Here is a 15,683-nt window from a genome sequence, read left to right as displayed (position 1 = left end):
CGCCACCACCCCCGGGCAACCCGGTTCGTGCAGACCCATTCATGCAACCCGGGCAGCGGCCGGAACTTGATGAGGCGGCGTCACACGCCGCAGGAAACCGTTCCATGGACCAAGCCTCAACACTCGCGGCCCCCGACACCCGCAGTGCCGCCAACCGGGACATGCCCGACATCCTCGCCCGGATCATGGCCGAGAAGGCCGTGGAGGTGCAGGCGCGGATGCACGAGGTCTCCCGCTCCGAGATGGAACGGCGCGCCTCCGCCGCCCCGGCACCGCGCTCCTTCACCGGGGCGCTGTGCAAGTTCCTGGGCGAGGGCCGCACCGGGCTGATCGCCGAGATCAAGCGGTCCTCCCCCTCCGGCGGGCTGATCCGGCAGGACTTCTCGCCGACCGGCCTGGCCCGGGCCTATTGCGAGGCCGGCGCCGCCTGCCTGTCCGTGCTGACCGACGCGCCGCATTTCGGCGGCTCCCTCGAATATCTCGCCGAGGCCCGCGGCGCCTGCGAACTGCCGGTGCTGCGCAAGGATTTCATGCTCGACCCCTATCAGGTCTTCGAGGCACGGGCCGCGGGGGCCGACTGCATCCTGCTGATCATGGCCGCCATCACCGACGAGCAGGCGCATGCGCTGGAGGACACCGCGCGCAGCCTGGACATGTCCGTGCTGGCCGAGGTCCATGACGAGCGCGAGCTGGAGCGTGCCCTGGGGCTGGAGACGCGGCTGATCGGGGTGAACAACCGCGACCTGCGCACGCTGCGGACGGATATCGCGGTGACGGAACGCCTCGCCCCGCTGATCCCCGCCGACCGCATCCCGGTGGGCGAGAGCGGCATCCGCACGCCCGAGGATGTGCGCCGCATGGCCGCCGCCGGGGCACGCTGCCTGCTGGTCGGGGAGCATCTGCTGCGCCAGCCGGATGTGGGAGCGGCGGCCAGGACGCTGATCGAGGCGGGTTGAGCGCCGACGAGCCGGAAGGTTCCCCGGGGAGCAGCCCCAAGGGGAACAGTCAGGGTCCCCTCACCCATTTCGACGCGGCCGGGAAGGCCGCGATGGTCGATATCTCGGCCAAGGCCGTGACCGAGCGCCGTGCCACCGCGCGCGGCCGCGTCGTGATGCGGCCGGAGACCCTGGCGCTGATCCGCGAGGGACGTGCCGGCAAGGGCGATGTCCTGGGCGTGGCGCGGCTCGCCGGCATCATGGCCGCCAAGCGCACCGCCGACCTGATCCCTCTCTGCCACCCCCTGCCCCTCACCTCGGTGAAGCTCGACCTGGAACCGGTGGAGCCGGATTCGGTGGAGATCGCCGCTACCGTCGCCACCGCCGGACGCACCGGGGTGGAGATGGAGGCGCTGACCGCCGCCACCGTGGCGGCCCTGACCGTCTATGACATGTGCAAGGCGGTGGACCGGGGGATGCGGATCGAGGCGGTGCGCGTGGTGCACAAGTCGGGCGGCAAGTCCGGCACTTTCGAGGCCGACTGAAAGGGTTCGAGCGAGGATGATCCCGGTTTCCGAGGCGCTGCGGCGAATCCTGGATGCGCTGGCCCCCGTCCCGGCGGAGACGGTCAGCCTGCCGGAAGCCTGGAACCGCGTGCTGGCCGCGCCCGTGGCGGCGCGCCTCACCCAGCCCCCCGCCGATGTCTCGGCCATGGACGGCTATGCCGTGCGGGCCGCCGAGGCGGTGGAGGGCGCGAGCCTGGCGGTGACGGGCGCCGCACCCGCGGGGCATCCCTTCGCCGGCACGGTCGGGCCGGGCGAGGCGGTGCGGATCTTCACCGGCGGCTTCGTGCCGGAAGGCGCGGACGGCATCCTGTTGCAGGAGGACGCCACGGCCGAAGGCGACCGTGTCACCGTGCGGGAGACCGTGCGGGCCGGGCGCTGGATCCGGCGGCGCGGGCTGGACTTCGCCGCCGGGGAGGAGCTGCTTTCCCCCGGGCGACGGCTCACGGCCCGGGATATCGGCCTCGCCGCCGCTGCCAACCATGCGTGGCTGACCGTGCATCGCCGGCCCCGGATCGGCATCCTGGCCACAGGTGACGAGATCGCCCTGCCCGGCGACCCGCTGCCGCCGGGCGGCATCGTTTCCTCCAATGCCCATGCCCTGGCCGCCTTGGTGCGTGGCGCCGGGGGCGATCCCGTGATCCTGCCTGTCGTCGGGGATGATTCCGCGGCCATCGCCATGGCGGCCACGGCGGCGGAAAGCTGCGACCTGCTGGCCACCACGGGCGGGGCCAGCGTCGGGGAGCACGACCTCGTGCAGTCGGCGTTGGGGCCGCAGGGTTTCGCGCTGGATTTCTGGCGGATCGCCATGCGCCCCGGCAAGCCGCTGATCTGGGGGCAGTTGCGCGGCGTGCCGCTGCTCGGCCTGCCGGGCAACCCGGTCTCCGCCCTGGTCTGCGGCGTGCTGTTCCTGCGCCCGGCCATCGCGCGCCTCGCCGGCCTGCCCGCCGGCCCCGCCCCGACCCGGCTGGCCCGGCTGGGGCGCGACCTGCCGGAGAACGACCGGCGGGAGGACTATCTGCGGGCGAGCCTGGAAGCCCCGGGGCCGGATTTGCCCGTCGCCACCCCCTTCGCGGCGCAGGACAGCTCGATGCTCAAGACCCTGGCCCGCGCCGATGCGCTGGTGCTGCGGGCGCCGCATGCCCCGGCCCTGGCGGCGGGCGGAACGGTGGAAATCATCGATCTCGCGGCGCTTGGGGTCTGATCCGGCCCCTCCCTGGCTCTTCCGTGATGGCGGAACACCTGTGGAATCCGGGGATAAACTTGACGACAAGCCAGGAACTTATCTAGAACAAGCAGATAACGTTTCCTCTTTGTTCGCCGCCCGGTTGGGAGATGCGCCATGCTAACGCGGAAGCAGCACGAGCTTCTCGTCTTCATCGACCGGCACCTGCGCCAGACCGGCTTCTCGCCCTCCTTCGAGGAAATGAAGGAGGCCCTCAACCTGCGCTCGAAGTCAGGCATCCACCGCCTGATCACGGCGCTGGAGGAACGCGGCTTCCTGAAGCGGCGCGCGCACCGGGCGCGGGCACTGGAGGTGGTACGGCTGCCGGACAGCCTCGCGCCGGGGAAGGCCCCAACCCGGGCGGGTTCCGGGCCCGTGGCCGGCTCCAACGTCATCCGCGGCAATTTCGCGCCGAACCTGGTGGGCGTGCCCTCCCCGGCCGAGCACAGCACCGTGCAACTGCCGCTCTATGGCCGCATCGCCGCCGGCCAGCCGATCGAGGCGCTGCGCGACACCGGCAGCAGCGTGGAGGTGCCGGCCTCGCTCCTCGCGGGCGGCGAGCACTACGCGTTGGAAGTCTCCGGGGATTCGATGGTGGAGGCCGGTATCCTCGACAATGACACGGTGATCATCCGCCGGGGCGAGACGGCCGAGAACGGCACCATCGTCGTGGCGCTGGTGGACGATGCCGAGGTCACGCTGAAGCGCCTGCGCCGCAAGGGCAATTCCATCGCCCTGGAGCCCGCCAACGCGCATTACGAGACCCGGATCTTCGGCCCCGACCGGGTGAAGGTCCAGGGCACGCTGGTCGGGCTGCTGCGCCGCTACTGATCCTCCGCGGGGAGGGCTTCCTCCGGCTGGGGGGCGCTCTCCATCCCGCCCTCATCCTCCCGCGCCGGGGCCTCGCGCGGCCTCGGCCTCGGGACGGGCGGCACCCAGGGGCGTTCGCCCCGCAGCATCCGGTCCGAGACCACCCAAGCTCCCTTTGGCGCCCCTTCCGGGGCCAGGAACACCGCCTGGGCGCCGTCGCGCCAGACGCTGAAACGGTCCACCACCAGCGGCGCGGCGTGGCCCGCACGGCAGCGGCCACGGACCGGTTCGGCCGAAACCAGCACCGCCGCGCTGTCGCACCAGGGCTCCATCCGGACCGGCGGCGCTGCCACGCCCCGGCGGGTCTTCACCTTGCGCAGCAGGACGAGTGGCGGCCCCCCGGCACGGGGCCGCAACAGGCAGTGGTCCGCGGCGCAGCTCAGCCCGGCCTCCACCCTCTCCCCCTCCGCCGGCAACGGCGCGAAGCCTGCCTCCCCCCAGTCGCGCAGCCAACTGTCGCGCGTGAAGCCGTTGCCGCCCGAGGCCCGTTCGAGGAAGACGCCTTCCGGGCCACGGAAGGCGATCAGCCGCGCATCGGCCGAGACCAGCAGGTCGGGCCTCGGTTCCAGCGGGGCGGAGAACAGGCCGAACAGGATCAGCGGCACCCCGGCCCAGCGCCAGCGCGTGCGCCAGAGGCAGAGCCAGATCATCCCGAAACTCGCCACCAGCAGGCCCCAGGCGGGAATCGGCGGCGCGATGGCGGTGGCACCGGGCCAGGAGGCGACGCGGCGGGCCGTGACGAGCACGATATCCGTGCCCCAGCCCATTGGCACCAGCGCCAGCCATTCCAGGCGGAAGGGCATCAGCAGCACCGCCAGCATCCCCGCTGGCATCACCAGCAGCGACGTCACCGGCACCGCCACCGCATTCGCCACCACGCCATAGAGCTGGAGCCGCCCGAAATGGTGCAGGCCGTAGGGCGTGGTCGCCAGCCCGGCGAGGAGCGAGGTGAGGGTCAGGCCGAGCACCGCCACCAGCCCCCGCCGCCAGGCCTCGCCCTGGCCCCGCAGGCGGTCCAGCGGCCCGCGCATCGCCTCCCACCCCGCGATCAGGGCCAGGACGGCGGCGAAGCTCATCTGGAAGGAAGGGCCGAGCAGCGCCGCCGGCTGCCAGGCCAGCACCAGCGCGGCGGCCAGGGCCAGGGCACGCAACGACACCACCCGGCGCCCCAGCAGCACCGCCACCGTGGCCAGGGCAGCCATGGCCAGGGAGCGCAGCATCGGCACCTGCGATCCAGTGAGGACCGTATAGCCCGTGCCGAGCAGCAGCCCGGCGGCGGCGGCCACGGACTTGCTGTCCACCCGCAGCGCCAAGGGAGGCACCAGCGCCACCAGCAGCCGCACCACGCTCATGCCCAGGCCGATCACGATGGCCACATGCAGGCCGGACACGGACAGCAGATGCGCGAGGCCGCTGTCGCGCATCGCCGCCACGGCGTCGTCGGGAATGGGCGTCTGGCTGCCGGTGAGCATGGCGCTCGACACCGTGCCCGTGGCGCCGCTGCCGAGGACAGCCAGGACGCGCTGTTCCAGCAGGCTCCGCAGCCGGGCGAAGCCGGTTCCTCCCGGAGAGGACGGCGCGGCCTCCAGCCGTTCCACGGGCGCGAGGGCCGAGGCACTGCCGGCGCTGCCCTCGAAGAAGGCGGATCGCTGATAGTCCCAGGCGCCGGGGGCCGAGGGTGGCGGCGGTGGCCGCAGCAGGGCGCGCACCCGCAGCCGGTCGCCCGGCGAGACCGGCGTCTCGTCGCCCTTCTTCAGCCGGAGGCGCAGGCTGCGCTCCAGCGCCGGCTGCCCCTCACCGGGGGTCACCCCCGTCAGCACGACACGCCTTCCGCCCGGCAGGCGTTCGACCGAATCCACGGCCCCCGTCAGGATCACCGCCCGGCGCGGCAGGTCCGGCATAGGGGGCAGGCTGACCCGGGCCCAGAGGGCGATGGAGAAGCCCAGGGCGACGGTGCCGGCCAGGCCCAGCAACAGGGCGGGCAGCGGCGCCCGGCGCCATAGCCAGAGCGCCGGGAGCAGAAGCGGCACGGGCAGCCAGAGCCAGGCCTCCGAGGGCTCCCACGCCAGGGCGAAGTACAGGAGGATCCCGCCGCCGAGGGCGACCGCGAACCAGGGCGGCACGCGACTCCACTCGGCCTGCAACAGGGCGTGGAACCCGTCGCGCAGGCGCGTGGAGAGGCCGGGCCGGGCCTGACGGTCCGGCGCGAGGAGGAAGGTGACAGACAACAACCCAAGGTTGTTTCATTCCGGATCGGAGCGCAACTCTCCGTGAGGGAACCGTCTCCGGCCCGGCCCGGGCCGTCACGCCCGCGCCGCATCCCAGCGACGGCGGCGCCCCGTCTTCAAACCCGTCCGGACACGGTGCTAATCAGCCGGAATGACCGTCCGCACGCGCTTCGCGCCCTCCCCCACGGGCTACCTCCATATCGGGGGCGCCCGCACCGCCTTGTTCAACTACCTCTTCGCCAGGCACAATGGCGGGCAGTACCTGCTGCGCATCGAGGATACCGACAAGGCACGCTCCACCCCGGAAGCGGTGCGGCAGATCCTGGAAAGCCTGGAATGGCTCGGCCTCTCGCCCGACGAGCCGCCGGTGATGCAGTCGGCCCGCGAGGCGCGGCATGCCGAGGTGGCGCGGCAGCTCCTGGCCGAGGGCAAGGCCTATCTCGCCTTCGACACGGCCGAGGAACTGGCCGCGATGCGCGAGCAGGCGATGAAGGAGGGCCGCCCGCCCCGCTACGACGGCCGCTGGCGCGACCGCGACCCGTCCGAGGCGCCGCCGGGCGTGCCCGGCGCCATCCGCATCAAGGCGCCGCGTGACGGGGAGACGGTGATCCGCGACCTCGTGCAGGGCGAGGTGCGGGTGAGCCATGCCGAGCTGGACGACATGATCATCCTGCGCTCGGACGGCACGCCGACCTATCAGCACGCGGTGGTGGTGGATGACCACGACATGGGCATCACCCATGTGATCCGCGGCGACGACCATCTGACGAACACCTTCCGCCAGATCATGATCTATGACGCGATGGGCTGGCCGCGGCCGGACTTCGCGCATATCCCGCTGATCCATGGCGCCGACGGGGCGAAGCTGTCCAAGCGCCATGGCGCGGTGGGCGCGCTGGAGTTCCGCGACCAGGGGCTGCTGCCGGAGGCGGTGTGCAACTACCTGCTGCGCCTCGGCTGGGGGCATGGGGACGAGGAGATCGTGCCCCGCGACCGCGCCATCGCGCTCTTCGAGCTCAAGGATGTCGGGCGTTCGGCCAGCCGCATGGACTACACCAAGCTGGCGCATCTCAACGGCGTCTATATCCGGGATGCCGATCCCGACCGGCTGGCGCGGGAGGTGATGGCGCGCCTCGCCCGGCGCGGACTGCCGATCGACGATGCCGGCGCGGCACGGGTCCGTGCCCTGGTTCCCAGCCTGCAGCCCCGCGCCCGCACGCTGGAGGAGATGGCGGACGGCGCCGCCTTCGTGCTGGAGCGGCCGGAGCCCGATGCCAAGGCGGCCGGGCAGCTCACCGAGGAAGCGCGGGCGCGGCTGGCCACCCTGGCCGGGGCGCTGGAGACGGTGGCCTGGGACGGTCCGGCGCTGGAAACGCTGCTGCGCGAGCAGGCCGAGGCGCAGGGGGTGAAGCTCGGCGCCCTGGCGCAGCCGCTGCGCGCGGCGCTGACCGGGCGCACCCAGTCGCCGCCGATCGACGCGGTGCTGCTGGCCCTGGGCCGCGAGGAAAGCCTGCGCCGCATCCGCTCGGCCTGAACCGGACCGTGCCCTTTCCCGGACAGGTGGTTCCACCTGTCCGGGATCGGCTTCAGTGGAACGGCCCGGGTCTCCCGTCCCTGTCCGGATGGGCAGGCCAGGGCGCCGGGAACGGCATCTCCCCGGGCCGGGACGCCATCACCTCCTCCTGCGGCAGAAGCAGGTCGAGGAGCCGCTCCAGGGTTGCCCGGGTGTCCGCGCGGGCGCGGATCAGGGGCAGGCGCGGGCGGTCGTCGCAGAGGCCCAGCGTCTTCAGCCCGGCTTTCAGGGGCACCGGATTGCTTTCGGTGAACAGCGCCTCGTGCATCGGCGAAAGGGCCTGGTGCAGCATGGCGAGACGCCCGGCATCCTGTGCCGCCCAGGCCCGGTGCTGGGCCGTGCAGAGGGCGGGCAGCAGGTTGGCGGTGACCGAGATGCACCCCGCCCCGCCCGCCAGCAGATGCGGCACGGCCGTGGCGTCATCGCCCGAGAATTGCGGGAAATCCGCGCCGCAGAGGCGGCGCAGGCGGGCCGGGCGGGCGATATCCGCCGTGGCGTCCTTGAGGGCCTGGACCAGCCCGCTTTCGCGCAGGAAAGCCACCGTCTCATCGGCGATGGCGACGCCTGTCCGCGACGGCACGTCGTAGAGGATGAGGGGCAGCCCGCCGGCGCTCGCCACGGCCCGGACATGGGCACGGATGCCCTCCTGGCTCGGCCGGATATAGGGCGGGGCGGCGCAGAGCAGGCCCGTCGCACCGCCCCGGGCAGCGATGGCGGCGAGCTCCACCGCCGCCTGGGTACAGCCGCCGCCGATGCCGGCGATCACCCCGGCCCGGCGGCCGACCGCCTCGGACACGGTGCGCAGTGCCCGGGCCTGCTCGGCGGCGGTCATCGCGGCCGCCTCGCCGGTGCTGCCGCAGACCACCACGGCGGAGGCCCCGCGCGTGACGCAGCGTTCGGCCAGCCGGGCCAGGGCTGCTTCGTCCAACTCCCCGTCGCCTGGGCGAAAGGGCGTGGCCAGGGCGGGAATCCAGCCTTCCAGGTGGGGAAGGCGATGCGAGGGGGCTTGGCCCATTATTGCCGCCTCCCTCAGCGCACCGGCAACCGTTCGGGCAGCGGCGCATGCAGCCGGCAGGTGACGACCACCGCGCCATCCGGCCCGGAGGCGACATGCACCGCCCGGAACCCCTGGCCACGCAGGCGCCGGACCAGCGAGAGGGCCACGCCCCTCGCTCGTTCGCCGAGCAGGCGCAGGGCCAGACGGCCGCCGGAGGTCGCGTCGGCCAGGGCGCGGCGCGCGGACCGGGCCACCGACAGGGCCTCCTCCTCGCTGCGCAGGCCGGGGGCCACCACGACCTCGGCCGCGACAGGATGGGCCGGGGGTTCGGTGAGGCACACCGCCGCGCGGCAGCCCCGGCGCACCGCGGCGCAGAGCAGGTCCGCGCTGCCGCCGCCGATGATCAGCACGCGGTCATGCGGCTGCGTTTCCACCGCATCGAGGAGATCCCCGGCCGGCGCCGCCTCCGGGGTCAGCATCCGCCTCAGCCGCGCGGGCCGGCTCAGCAGGGCCAGGGGGAGTGGGACTGGTGGGAGCGGGACCGAGGCCGGGATCTCCGGGCGCATGGGAGCCTGGGAAGGCTGGGGCGCGGACGCCGCCGTGCGGATGTCTGGCATGCGGGAAGAATAGGTCCGGCCCTGTAAAGGCGATATTTGCCGCGCTGGCCTTCCGCATAAAGAATTCATAAAAAACAACGGCCAGGACCGTCCTTGGCTCTGGGGCCATCCGGATGAACCGGTGCCCCCCGGCGGCTTCAGCGCCGCGCTGGCGGCAGGTCCTTCTCCCAGGGCGGCTCCGTTGCCCAGGCTGTGGCGAGGAAGGCCACCATCGCCCGGGTCTTGGCCGGGGCCTGGCGCCCCGCCCCTGCTCCGGCGAGCGGTGGCTGCACCGCATGGATGCCGAGCCAGCCCATGGTGGGATGGTCCAGGGTGATCTCGGCCAGCCTGCCGTCGCGCAGCGCCTCGTCCAGCAGGAAGACGGGCTGGTAGATCAGTCCCTGCCCGGCGATCGCCGCCTCCCGCAGCGCGTCGCCATTGTTGGCGCGGAGGCTGCCGCCGACCGGCACGGAGACCTCCCCACGCGCCCCGAACACCCAGCGATCCGCGCCCACCGCCTCCGACAGGGTGTAGCCGAGGCAGGCATGCCGCCGCAGATCCTCCACCCGGTGCGGGGTGCCATGCGCGGCGAGGTAGGAGGGTGCGCCGCAGACCGCCATGCGGACGGGCGCCAGGCGCCGCGCCACCAGGCTGCTGTCGCCCAGGCGGCGGATGCGGATGGCGAGGTCCCATCCCTCCTCCACCAGATCCACCAGCCGGTCGTTCAGGCCGAGTTCCACGGTCACGCGCGGATGGCGGCGGCAGAATTCCGCCAGCAGCGGCGCCACATGCCGCGTGCCGAAGGAGACCGGCGCGTTGATCCGCAGCAGACCGCGCGGCTCCAGCCGGTCGGCGGAGACGGCGCGCTCGGCCTCCTCGATCTCCGGCAGCAGGCGCAGGCAGGAATCGAGGAAGCTCCGCCCGGCCTCGGTGAGGGAGAGCCGGCGGGTCGTGCGGTGGAGGAGGCGCACGCCCAGGCGTTCCTCCAAGGCCGCGACATGCTTGGTCACCATGGTCTGGGACAGTCCGAGGGCGCGGGCGGCGGCGGAGAAGCTGCCCAGCCCGGCCACCCGGGCGAAGACCTCCATGCCCGTCACGCGGTCCAGCATGGATCTCACTCTCCTGGTGTGAAGTGAGTTCCGGAATAGCGGGATTATCCCGGGGCTGGCGAGGGTGCATTCCGGCTGGCAACGATCCCCACGGAGACCCCTCCCCCAATGACCGATTCCCGCACCGCCCCCTGGGCCGCCCTGCTGCTCCGGCTCTCACTCGGCATCCTGTTCCTGGCGCATGCCGGGCTGAAGATCTTCGTCTTCACCCCCGCCGGCACCGCCGCCTTCTTCGGCAAGCTCGGCCTGCCGCCGGCCCTCGCCTATGCGACCATGACGGTCGAGGTCGTTGGCGCCCTGGCGCTGATCCTCGGCCTCTGGGCGCGGCTGGCCGCGCTGGTGCTGATCCCCGTCCTGCTCGGCGCCATCGTCACCGTGCATGGGGCCAACGGGTTCTTCTTCAACAATGCCGGCGGCGGCTGGGAATTCCCCGCCTTCTGGGCCGTGGCGCTCTTCGCCCAGGCCCTGCTGGGCGACGGCGCCCTGGCGCTGAGGCCGACCCCCCTGCCCGCCGCATCGCGCCGGCCGGCGCATGCCTGAAAGCGCGGGCCACCTTTCCCGGTGGCCCGCCCCCCCGCGATATGGAGACACGGATCATGACCACCCGAGCCCCCCGCCAGCCCGTGATCTTCATCCCGCATGGCGGCGGTCCCTGCTTCTTCATGGACTGGCCGAAGACCTGGGACCGGATGGCGGAGCACCTGCGTGGCATCCCGGAGCGCCTGCCCGCGCGGCCGAAGGCCATCCTGGCCGTGTCCGGCCACTGGGAGACGGCGGTGCCCACCGTCACCACGGGCACGCGGCCGCCGCTGATCTTCGATTATTACGGCTTTCCGCCGCATACCTACGAATTGCGCTACCCGGCCCCCGGCTCGCCGGAACTGGCGGCGCGGGTGCGGGCGCTGCTGGGACAGGCCGGGATCGAATCCGCCGGGGATGACGCGCGCGGCTTCGACCACGGCGTCTTCATCCCCTTCCTCCTGGCCTTTCCGGAGGCGGAGATCCCGGTGGTGGAGCTTTCCGTGCGCGAGGATCTGGACCCGGCGGCGCATCTCGCCCTGGGCCGGGCGCTGGCGCCGCTGCGGGAGGAGGGCGTGCTGATCGTGGCGACCGGCATGACCTATCACAACCTGCGCCACTTCATGCGGCCGGATGGGGTGAATGACGAGGTGTCGGTGGGTTTCGACGACTGGCTCGCCCAGGCCGTGACCGCGGCGCCCGCGCAGCGCGACCGGCTGTTGCTGGACTGGGAACAGGCCCCCGGCGCGCGCGCCTGCCACCCGCGTGAGGAGCACCTGATCCCGCTGCTTTTCGCCGCCGGTGCCGCCGGGGAGGATGCCGGCCAGCGGGACTACAGCGACCGGGTGATGGGCAAGGCGCTGTCCGGCTTCCGCTTCGGGTGAGGCGGGCGCGGTGCGCCCCGCCCACGCGTCAGCCCGTGGCGGTGACGCGCCAGACCGTGTTGCCGCTGTCATCGGCCACCAGCAGGGCGCCCGCCGCATCCATGGCGACGCCGACCGGGCGGCCATGCACCTGCCCCGTTTCCGGATCGGCCATGAAGCCGGTGAGGAAATCCCGCGCCGGGCCGCTCGGGCGTCCGTTGGCGAAGGGCACGTAGATGACGCGGTAGCCGGCGAAGGCCGTGCGGTTCCAGGAGCCACGCTGGCCGATGAAGGCGCCGCCGCGCCAGGCGGCCGGGAAGGCGCTCCCGGTCGAGAAATCCAGGCCGAGCGAGGCCGTGTGCGGCCCGAGCGCGTAGTCGGGCACGATGGCGCGGGCCACCAGCTCCCGCTCCCGACTCCCCATCTGATCCCGCAGGCGCGGGTCGGGGTGCTGGCCGAAATAGCTGAAGGGCCAGCCATAGAAGCCGCCCTGCCGCACATGGGTCAGGTAGTCGGGCACGAGGTCGTCGCCGATGTTGTCGCGCTCGTTCACCACGGTCCAGAGCTCGCCCGAGCCGGGTTCCCAGGCCATGCCGACCGGGTTGCGCAGCCCGCTGGCGAAGATGCGCTCGTCCGAGCCGTCCAGGTTCACTTGCAGGACGCAGGCGCGGCGATGCTCGGTGTCCAGCCCGTGCTCGCCGACATTGCTGGCGGAGCCCACGCTGACGAAGAGGCTGCGTCCGTCCCGCGCCGGCAGCAGGTTGCGCGTCCAGTGGTTGTTGTAGCCGCCGGCCGGCAGGCCGAGGACCTTCTCGCCGCGTGCCGTGATCTTTCCCCGCCCGCCATTCCAGGGAAAGCGCAGCAGCCCGTCGGTGTTGGCGACGAAGAGCGTGTCGCCCAGCAGTGCCATGCCGAAGGGGCGGTTCAGCCCGTCCAGCAGCACCAGGCGTTCCGCCGCGGCACCGTCGCGCCCCTGGCCGCGCAGCAGGGTGATCCGGTTGGCGCGCGGGGCCTCGGACACCAGCACCTCGCCGCCCGGCAGGGGGAGGATCATGCGCGGGTTGTCGAGCCCCGTGCCATAGGCCGTCACCGTGAAGCCCTGGGGCGCCCGTGGCGTCCGCCCGGCGGGCCAGCCGCCGCCATGGGAGCGGTTGACCACGCGGTGCGCCGTGTTCGGTGCGGGCAGGTCCGGCTGCGGCCCCATGCCCGGGAGCTGGCCCGGACCCTGCTGGGCCAGGGCACGGGCCGTGAGGCCGCCGGCGGCGGCCCCTCCGGCCAGGCCGAGGAGGAAATGGCGTCGAAGCGTCATGGGTGATTGGCTCCTGTCGCGGCCGCGTCCCGGCGGCGGTGGCATTGCCGGGAGAACGCCTGACGGAGCGGAACGCTTCGGCGGCGGATGCCTTAGCGGGGACCGTCCGGGGGCGAGCCGGGCGCGGGCACGATGCGGCAGGCCGCCGCCGCGGCGCGGGCCAGGGAGAGCATGCGCCGCGCCGCGACGGCCCCGGTCGCCGCCTCGCCGGCCAGCTTCTCCACCAGCGGGTTGGACACCACCGCGCGGGTCGCCGCATCGGCCAGGACATTGGTGGCCGCGACGGTGGCGGCGGAGAAGGCCGAGCGGCGCAGCAGCGCCACCGTGCCCGCGATGCCGGGGCGCAGCCCGTGCAGCGCCGCGACCTGCCGCACCAGCCGCACCGCGCGCCAGCCGAAGACCAGCGCGTCCCAGGCCGGGGACGGGCTGATGGCGGTGGCGGCGAAGGCCTGCACCGCCGCCGTGCGGCCCAGGGCGATGGCCTGGGCATCGAGGGCGCGCAGCGGCCCGGCCTCCAGCAGGGCGCGCAGGGTGGGGATGTCGGGCGCCTCGCGCAGGGCCGGCAGGATGTCGCGGGCGGCGGGCACGCGGGCGGCCCAGCGGATGACGTCCGCCCTGGCGCGGGCGAGATCGCCGGTGGCCAGAGCCTCCCGCGTCCGGTCCACCGCATCCAGCGCGGCCAGGGCGCGGACCTCCCGCAGTCCGGCCCAGAAGATCAGGCCGAAGCCGAAGACCGCGACTAGCAGGGTAAGCCCGCCCAGGACCGGGCCGCGCTCGAACTGCGAGGCGACGAAATTCGCCGCGTCCAGCATGGAGAGGCCGAGGATCAGCGAGGACACCCCGGTCGCGGCGAGGCTGAGGCTGGACCAGCCGCCGATGCGCGGCTCCGCCACCGGCACCACCGCCTGTTCCCAGCGCAGGTCCAGGCGCTCGTCCGGGCGGGAGGGTGCCTCCTCCTCCAGGATCACGCGCGGGCCGGCGGGCGGGGTCCTCGGGTCGCTCACAGCAGGTCTCCGATCAGGCTGGCCAGGAGGCGGTCCAGCCCCAGATGCGGAACGCCTGAATGGCCGCCGGGCTCCAGCCGTGGTGGGCGGAAGACCGGCATGGCGAAATAGGGCGCGCTCCAATAGGCCTCGTCCGGCCGTTTCGCCGGTACCTGCCCGGGATCGACCCGCGCCCAGCGCCCGGTTTCCAGCAGCACCCCGCGCACGGCGGGCACGGCCTGGCCGTCGCGCTCGGCCAGCGTGTCCTCCGTGCAGCGGAGCGCGGCGATGGCCTGTACCGAGACCTCCGCCCCGGCGGCCAGGACGCGGGCGCGGGGTGCCGAGACGAGGTCGCCCAGCAGCGCCGCGAGGTTCTCCCGCGAAGCTTCCGGCACATGGTCCGCCTTGGTCGCGGCGAAGGCGACATGGGACACGCCGGCCCCGGTGATCCAGTCGAGCCAGGAGCCGCCATAGCGCAGGCTCTCGGCGATGGCGGCCAGGGATTCGGCCGTGTCGTCGAAGGAGTCGCGCCCGGCATGCAGCGCGCCCAGCACGTCCACCAGCACCGCCTGGCGGTCGAAGCGGCGGAAGACCGGCTCGAAGAAATGCGCCCGCTGGTCCTGGAGATAGGCGTCGTGGCGGCGGGCGAGCAGTGCCGCCATCTCCCCGCCCCGTGCCGTCTCCGGCAGCGGGAAGAACCAGAGCAGCGGCGTTTCCCCGCGCGGGCCGGGGTTCAGCACCCGCCCGGGCTGGAGGAAGCGCAGGCCCAGCTCGTCCCGGCAATGGCGCAGCGCGTCGCGGTAGAGCACCCAGCCGCGCCGAACCAGCGCTTCCTCCGCCGTGGCGGCGGGCGGCAGGGCGCGGGCGAAGTCCAGGAAGGCGCGCACCGGCTCGGCCCGGATGCGTTCCAGCCGGGCCAGGGTGGCGTCGGACCAGCCGGCATGGGTGCCGTTGAACATCGGCAGGTCCAGCAGCCACTCGCCGGGATAGTCGAGCAGTTCCAGCGTCACCTGCCGGTCGGGCAGGAGCTGCCCCCAGAAGTTCCGGCGCCGGATGGTGAGCGCCAGGGAGAGGGTCGAGAGATCCTCCGTCCGTGCCGGCCATTGCGGCGGGTCGGCGGCCAGGGATTCCAGATGCGCCAGCGCGTCGAAGCGTGGCGTGTTCTCCGTGCCCGCGGGGACGAGCTGGACGGAGAGGAGACGGCCGCCGGCTGCCTCCTCCAGCGCCGGCAGGGTGCGGGCGCGCGAGCCCGCCGCCAGCAGGTTGGCCACCAGCGAGGTCAGCATCACCGTCTTGCCGGCCCGCGACAGGCCGGTGACGGCGAGGCGCACCTTGTCCCGCCCGGCCAGCGCGCGGGCGGCATCCTCCGTCCCGGCCAGGACGTCCCGCCAGAGCCGGGCGGGCGTCCCGGTCAGCACATCCAGGGGCGATGGGCTCACCGATGGATCAGGGGCGCTGGATCAGCTCGATCTTGTAGCCGTCCGGGTCCTCGACGAAGGCGATGATGGTGGTGCCGTGCTTCACCGGCCCGGCCTCGCGCGTCACCTTGCCACCGCCGTTGCGCACCTTCTCGCAGGCCGCCGCCACATCGGGCACGCCGACCGCGAGATGGCCGAAGCCCGTGCCGATCTCGTACTTGTCCACGCCGTAGTTGTAGGTCAGCTCGATCTCGCCGCCATTCTCCTTGTTGCCCTCGCCATAGCCGAGGAAGGCGAGCGTGTACTGGCCGGCGGGCACGTCGTTGCGGCGCAGCTCCTTCATGCCCAGCAGCTCCGTGTAGAACTTCACGCTGCGGTCGAGGTCGCCGACGCGGATCATGGTGTGCAGGAAGCGTCCGGACATCCGGGGTCTCTCTCCATTCTATGGCGCCTCAGCGCCGGAGCGTGGGCCGCGTTTCCCCGCGCCGGAATCGG

At 73.1% G+C, this 15,683-nt stretch carries 15 protein-coding genes; 7 read left to right on the top strand and 8 right to left on the bottom strand.

Annotation, left to right across the window (positions count from 1 at the left end; all coding sequences use genetic code 11):
* The first annotated feature begins 104 nt into the window (after positions 1–104).
* The 4 genes from trpC (at position 105) to lexA (ending at position 3,554) form a co-directional block, all read left to right on the top strand.
* Positions 105–956: an indole-3-glycerol phosphate synthase TrpC gene (gene trpC, locus MVG78_RS12655; protein WP_428480653.1), complete on the top strand. Its 852-nt coding sequence runs from the start codon at positions 105–107 to the stop codon at positions 954–956.
* Between the two features lie 92 nt (positions 957–1,048).
* A complete protein-coding gene (gene moaC / locus MVG78_RS12650; RefSeq protein WP_247551969.1) occupies positions 1,049–1,480 on the top strand; it encodes a cyclic pyranopterin monophosphate synthase MoaC in 432 nt (143 codons plus the stop codon).
* Between the two features lie 16 nt (positions 1,481–1,496).
* Positions 1,497–2,702, top strand: a complete 1,206-nt coding sequence (locus MVG78_RS12645) for a molybdopterin molybdotransferase MoeA (protein WP_247551967.1) — start codon at positions 1,497–1,499, stop codon at positions 2,700–2,702.
* Between the two features lie 138 nt (positions 2,703–2,840).
* On the top strand, positions 2,841–3,554 hold the full coding sequence (gene lexA, locus MVG78_RS12640; RefSeq protein ID WP_247551965.1) for a transcriptional repressor LexA: 714 nt from the start codon (positions 2,841–2,843) through the stop codon (positions 3,552–3,554).
* On the opposite strand, the gene MVG78_RS12635 is transcribed toward lexA, so the two are convergent.
* On the bottom strand, positions 3,548–5,821 hold the full coding sequence (locus MVG78_RS12635) for a ComEC/Rec2 family competence protein (protein ID WP_247551963.1): 2,274 nt from the start codon (positions 5,819–5,821) through the stop codon (positions 3,548–3,550). The two genes, lexA and MVG78_RS12635, sit on opposite strands and share 7 nt — an antisense overlap.
* Positions 5,822–5,972: 151 nt before the next feature.
* On the opposite strand from MVG78_RS12635, the gene gltX reads away from it, so the two are divergent.
* On the top strand, positions 5,973–7,355 hold the full coding sequence (gene gltX, locus MVG78_RS12630; protein ID WP_247551961.1) for a glutamate--tRNA ligase: 1,383 nt from the start codon (positions 5,973–5,975) through the stop codon (positions 7,353–7,355).
* A 52-nt stretch (positions 7,356–7,407) separates the two neighbouring features.
* On the opposite strand, the gene dapA is transcribed toward gltX, so the two are convergent.
* The 3 genes from dapA to MVG78_RS12615 all read right to left on the bottom strand — a co-directional run bounded on the left by dapA (position 7,408) and on the right by MVG78_RS12615 (position 10,096).
* On the bottom strand, positions 7,408–8,322 hold the full coding sequence (gene dapA / locus MVG78_RS12625) for a 4-hydroxy-tetrahydrodipicolinate synthase (protein ID WP_247551959.1): 915 nt from the start codon (positions 8,320–8,322) through the stop codon (positions 7,408–7,410).
* Between the two features lie 101 nt (positions 8,323–8,423).
* Positions 8,424–8,870 (bottom strand): hypothetical protein, encoded by a 447-nt coding sequence (locus MVG78_RS12620; RefSeq protein ID WP_247551958.1) that lies wholly within the window; start codon positions 8,868–8,870, stop codon positions 8,424–8,426.
* A 275-nt stretch (positions 8,871–9,145) separates the two neighbouring features.
* A complete protein-coding gene (locus MVG78_RS12615) occupies positions 9,146–10,096 on the bottom strand; it encodes a LysR family transcriptional regulator (protein WP_247551956.1) in 951 nt (316 codons plus the stop codon).
* A 108-nt stretch (positions 10,097–10,204) separates the two neighbouring features.
* On the opposite strand from MVG78_RS12615, the gene MVG78_RS12610 reads away from it, so the two are divergent.
* A complete protein-coding gene (locus tag MVG78_RS12610; protein ID WP_247551954.1) occupies positions 10,205–10,636 on the top strand; it encodes a DoxX family protein in 432 nt (143 codons plus the stop codon).
* Positions 10,637–10,692: 56 nt separating this feature from the next.
* Complete coding sequence (locus MVG78_RS12605) at positions 10,693–11,499, top strand: DODA-type extradiol aromatic ring-opening family dioxygenase (RefSeq protein WP_247551952.1); 807 nt, start codon at positions 10,693–10,695, stop codon at positions 11,497–11,499.
* A gap of 28 nt (positions 11,500–11,527) precedes the next feature.
* Here the strand turns inward: MVG78_RS12605 and MVG78_RS12600 are convergent, their stop codons facing one another.
* From MVG78_RS12600 to gloA, 4 genes are all read right to left on the bottom strand, one after another.
* A complete protein-coding gene (locus tag MVG78_RS12600; RefSeq protein ID WP_247551950.1) occupies positions 11,528–12,787 on the bottom strand; it encodes a PQQ-dependent sugar dehydrogenase in 1,260 nt (419 codons plus the stop codon).
* A gap of 92 nt (positions 12,788–12,879) precedes the next feature.
* Entirely contained in the window at positions 12,880–13,791 is a 912-nt protein-coding gene (locus tag MVG78_RS12595; protein WP_247551948.1) for a DUF697 domain-containing protein, read from the bottom strand.
* Positions 13,788–15,209, bottom strand: coding sequence for a YcjX family GTP-binding protein (locus tag MVG78_RS12590; RefSeq protein ID WP_247551946.1), 1,422 nt, complete (start codon positions 15,207–15,209; stop codon positions 13,788–13,790). Before MVG78_RS12590 ends, MVG78_RS12595 begins: the two co-directional genes overlap by 4 nt.
* A 7-nt stretch (positions 15,210–15,216) precedes the next feature.
* Positions 15,217–15,612 (bottom strand): lactoylglutathione lyase, encoded by a 396-nt coding sequence (gene gloA, locus MVG78_RS12585; protein ID WP_075823721.1) that lies wholly within the window; start codon positions 15,610–15,612, stop codon positions 15,217–15,219.
* Positions 15,613–15,683: the final 71 nt, after the last annotated feature.

The organism is Roseomonas gilardii subsp. gilardii, assembly GCF_023078375.1.
In the GTDB taxonomy this organism is placed as follows: domain Bacteria; phylum Pseudomonadota; class Alphaproteobacteria; order Acetobacterales; family Acetobacteraceae; genus Roseomonas; species Roseomonas gilardii.
Note: the sequence above shows the minus strand (reverse complement) of the source record. Positions and strands in the feature narration are given on the sequence as shown.

Bases quoted from the DNA above. Each gene is read 5' to 3' on its own strand.
- moaC (WP_247551969.1), top strand. From the start codon at position 1,049: ATGGTCGATATCTCGGCCAAGGCCGTGACCGAGCGCCGTGCCACCGCG.
- trpC (WP_428480653.1), top strand. From the start codon at position 105: ATGGACCAAGCCTCAACACTCGCGGCCCCCGACACCCGCAGTGCCGCC.
- MVG78_RS12615 (WP_247551956.1), bottom strand. From the start codon at position 10,096: ATGCTGGACCGCGTGACGGGCATGGAGGTCTTCGCCCGGGTGGCCGGG.
- lexA (WP_247551965.1), top strand. From the start codon at position 2,841: ATGCTAACGCGGAAGCAGCACGAGCTTCTCGTCTTCATCGACCGGCAC.
- MVG78_RS12610 (WP_247551954.1), top strand. From the start codon at position 10,205: ATGACCGATTCCCGCACCGCCCCCTGGGCCGCCCTGCTGCTCCGGCTC.
- gloA (WP_075823721.1), bottom strand. From the start codon at position 15,612: ATGTCCGGACGCTTCCTGCACACCATGATCCGCGTCGGCGACCTCGAC.
- MVG78_RS12620 (WP_247551958.1), bottom strand. From the start codon at position 8,870: ATGCTGACCCCGGAGGCGGCGCCGGCCGGGGATCTCCTCGATGCGGTG.
- MVG78_RS12600 (WP_247551950.1), bottom strand. From the start codon at position 12,787: ATGACGCTTCGACGCCATTTCCTCCTCGGCCTGGCCGGAGGGGCCGCC.
- MVG78_RS12645 (WP_247551967.1), top strand. From the start codon at position 1,497: ATGATCCCGGTTTCCGAGGCGCTGCGGCGAATCCTGGATGCGCTGGCC.
- gltX (WP_247551961.1), top strand. From the start codon at position 5,973: ATGACCGTCCGCACGCGCTTCGCGCCCTCCCCCACGGGCTACCTCCAT.
- MVG78_RS12605 (WP_247551952.1), top strand. From the start codon at position 10,693: ATGACCACCCGAGCCCCCCGCCAGCCCGTGATCTTCATCCCGCATGGC.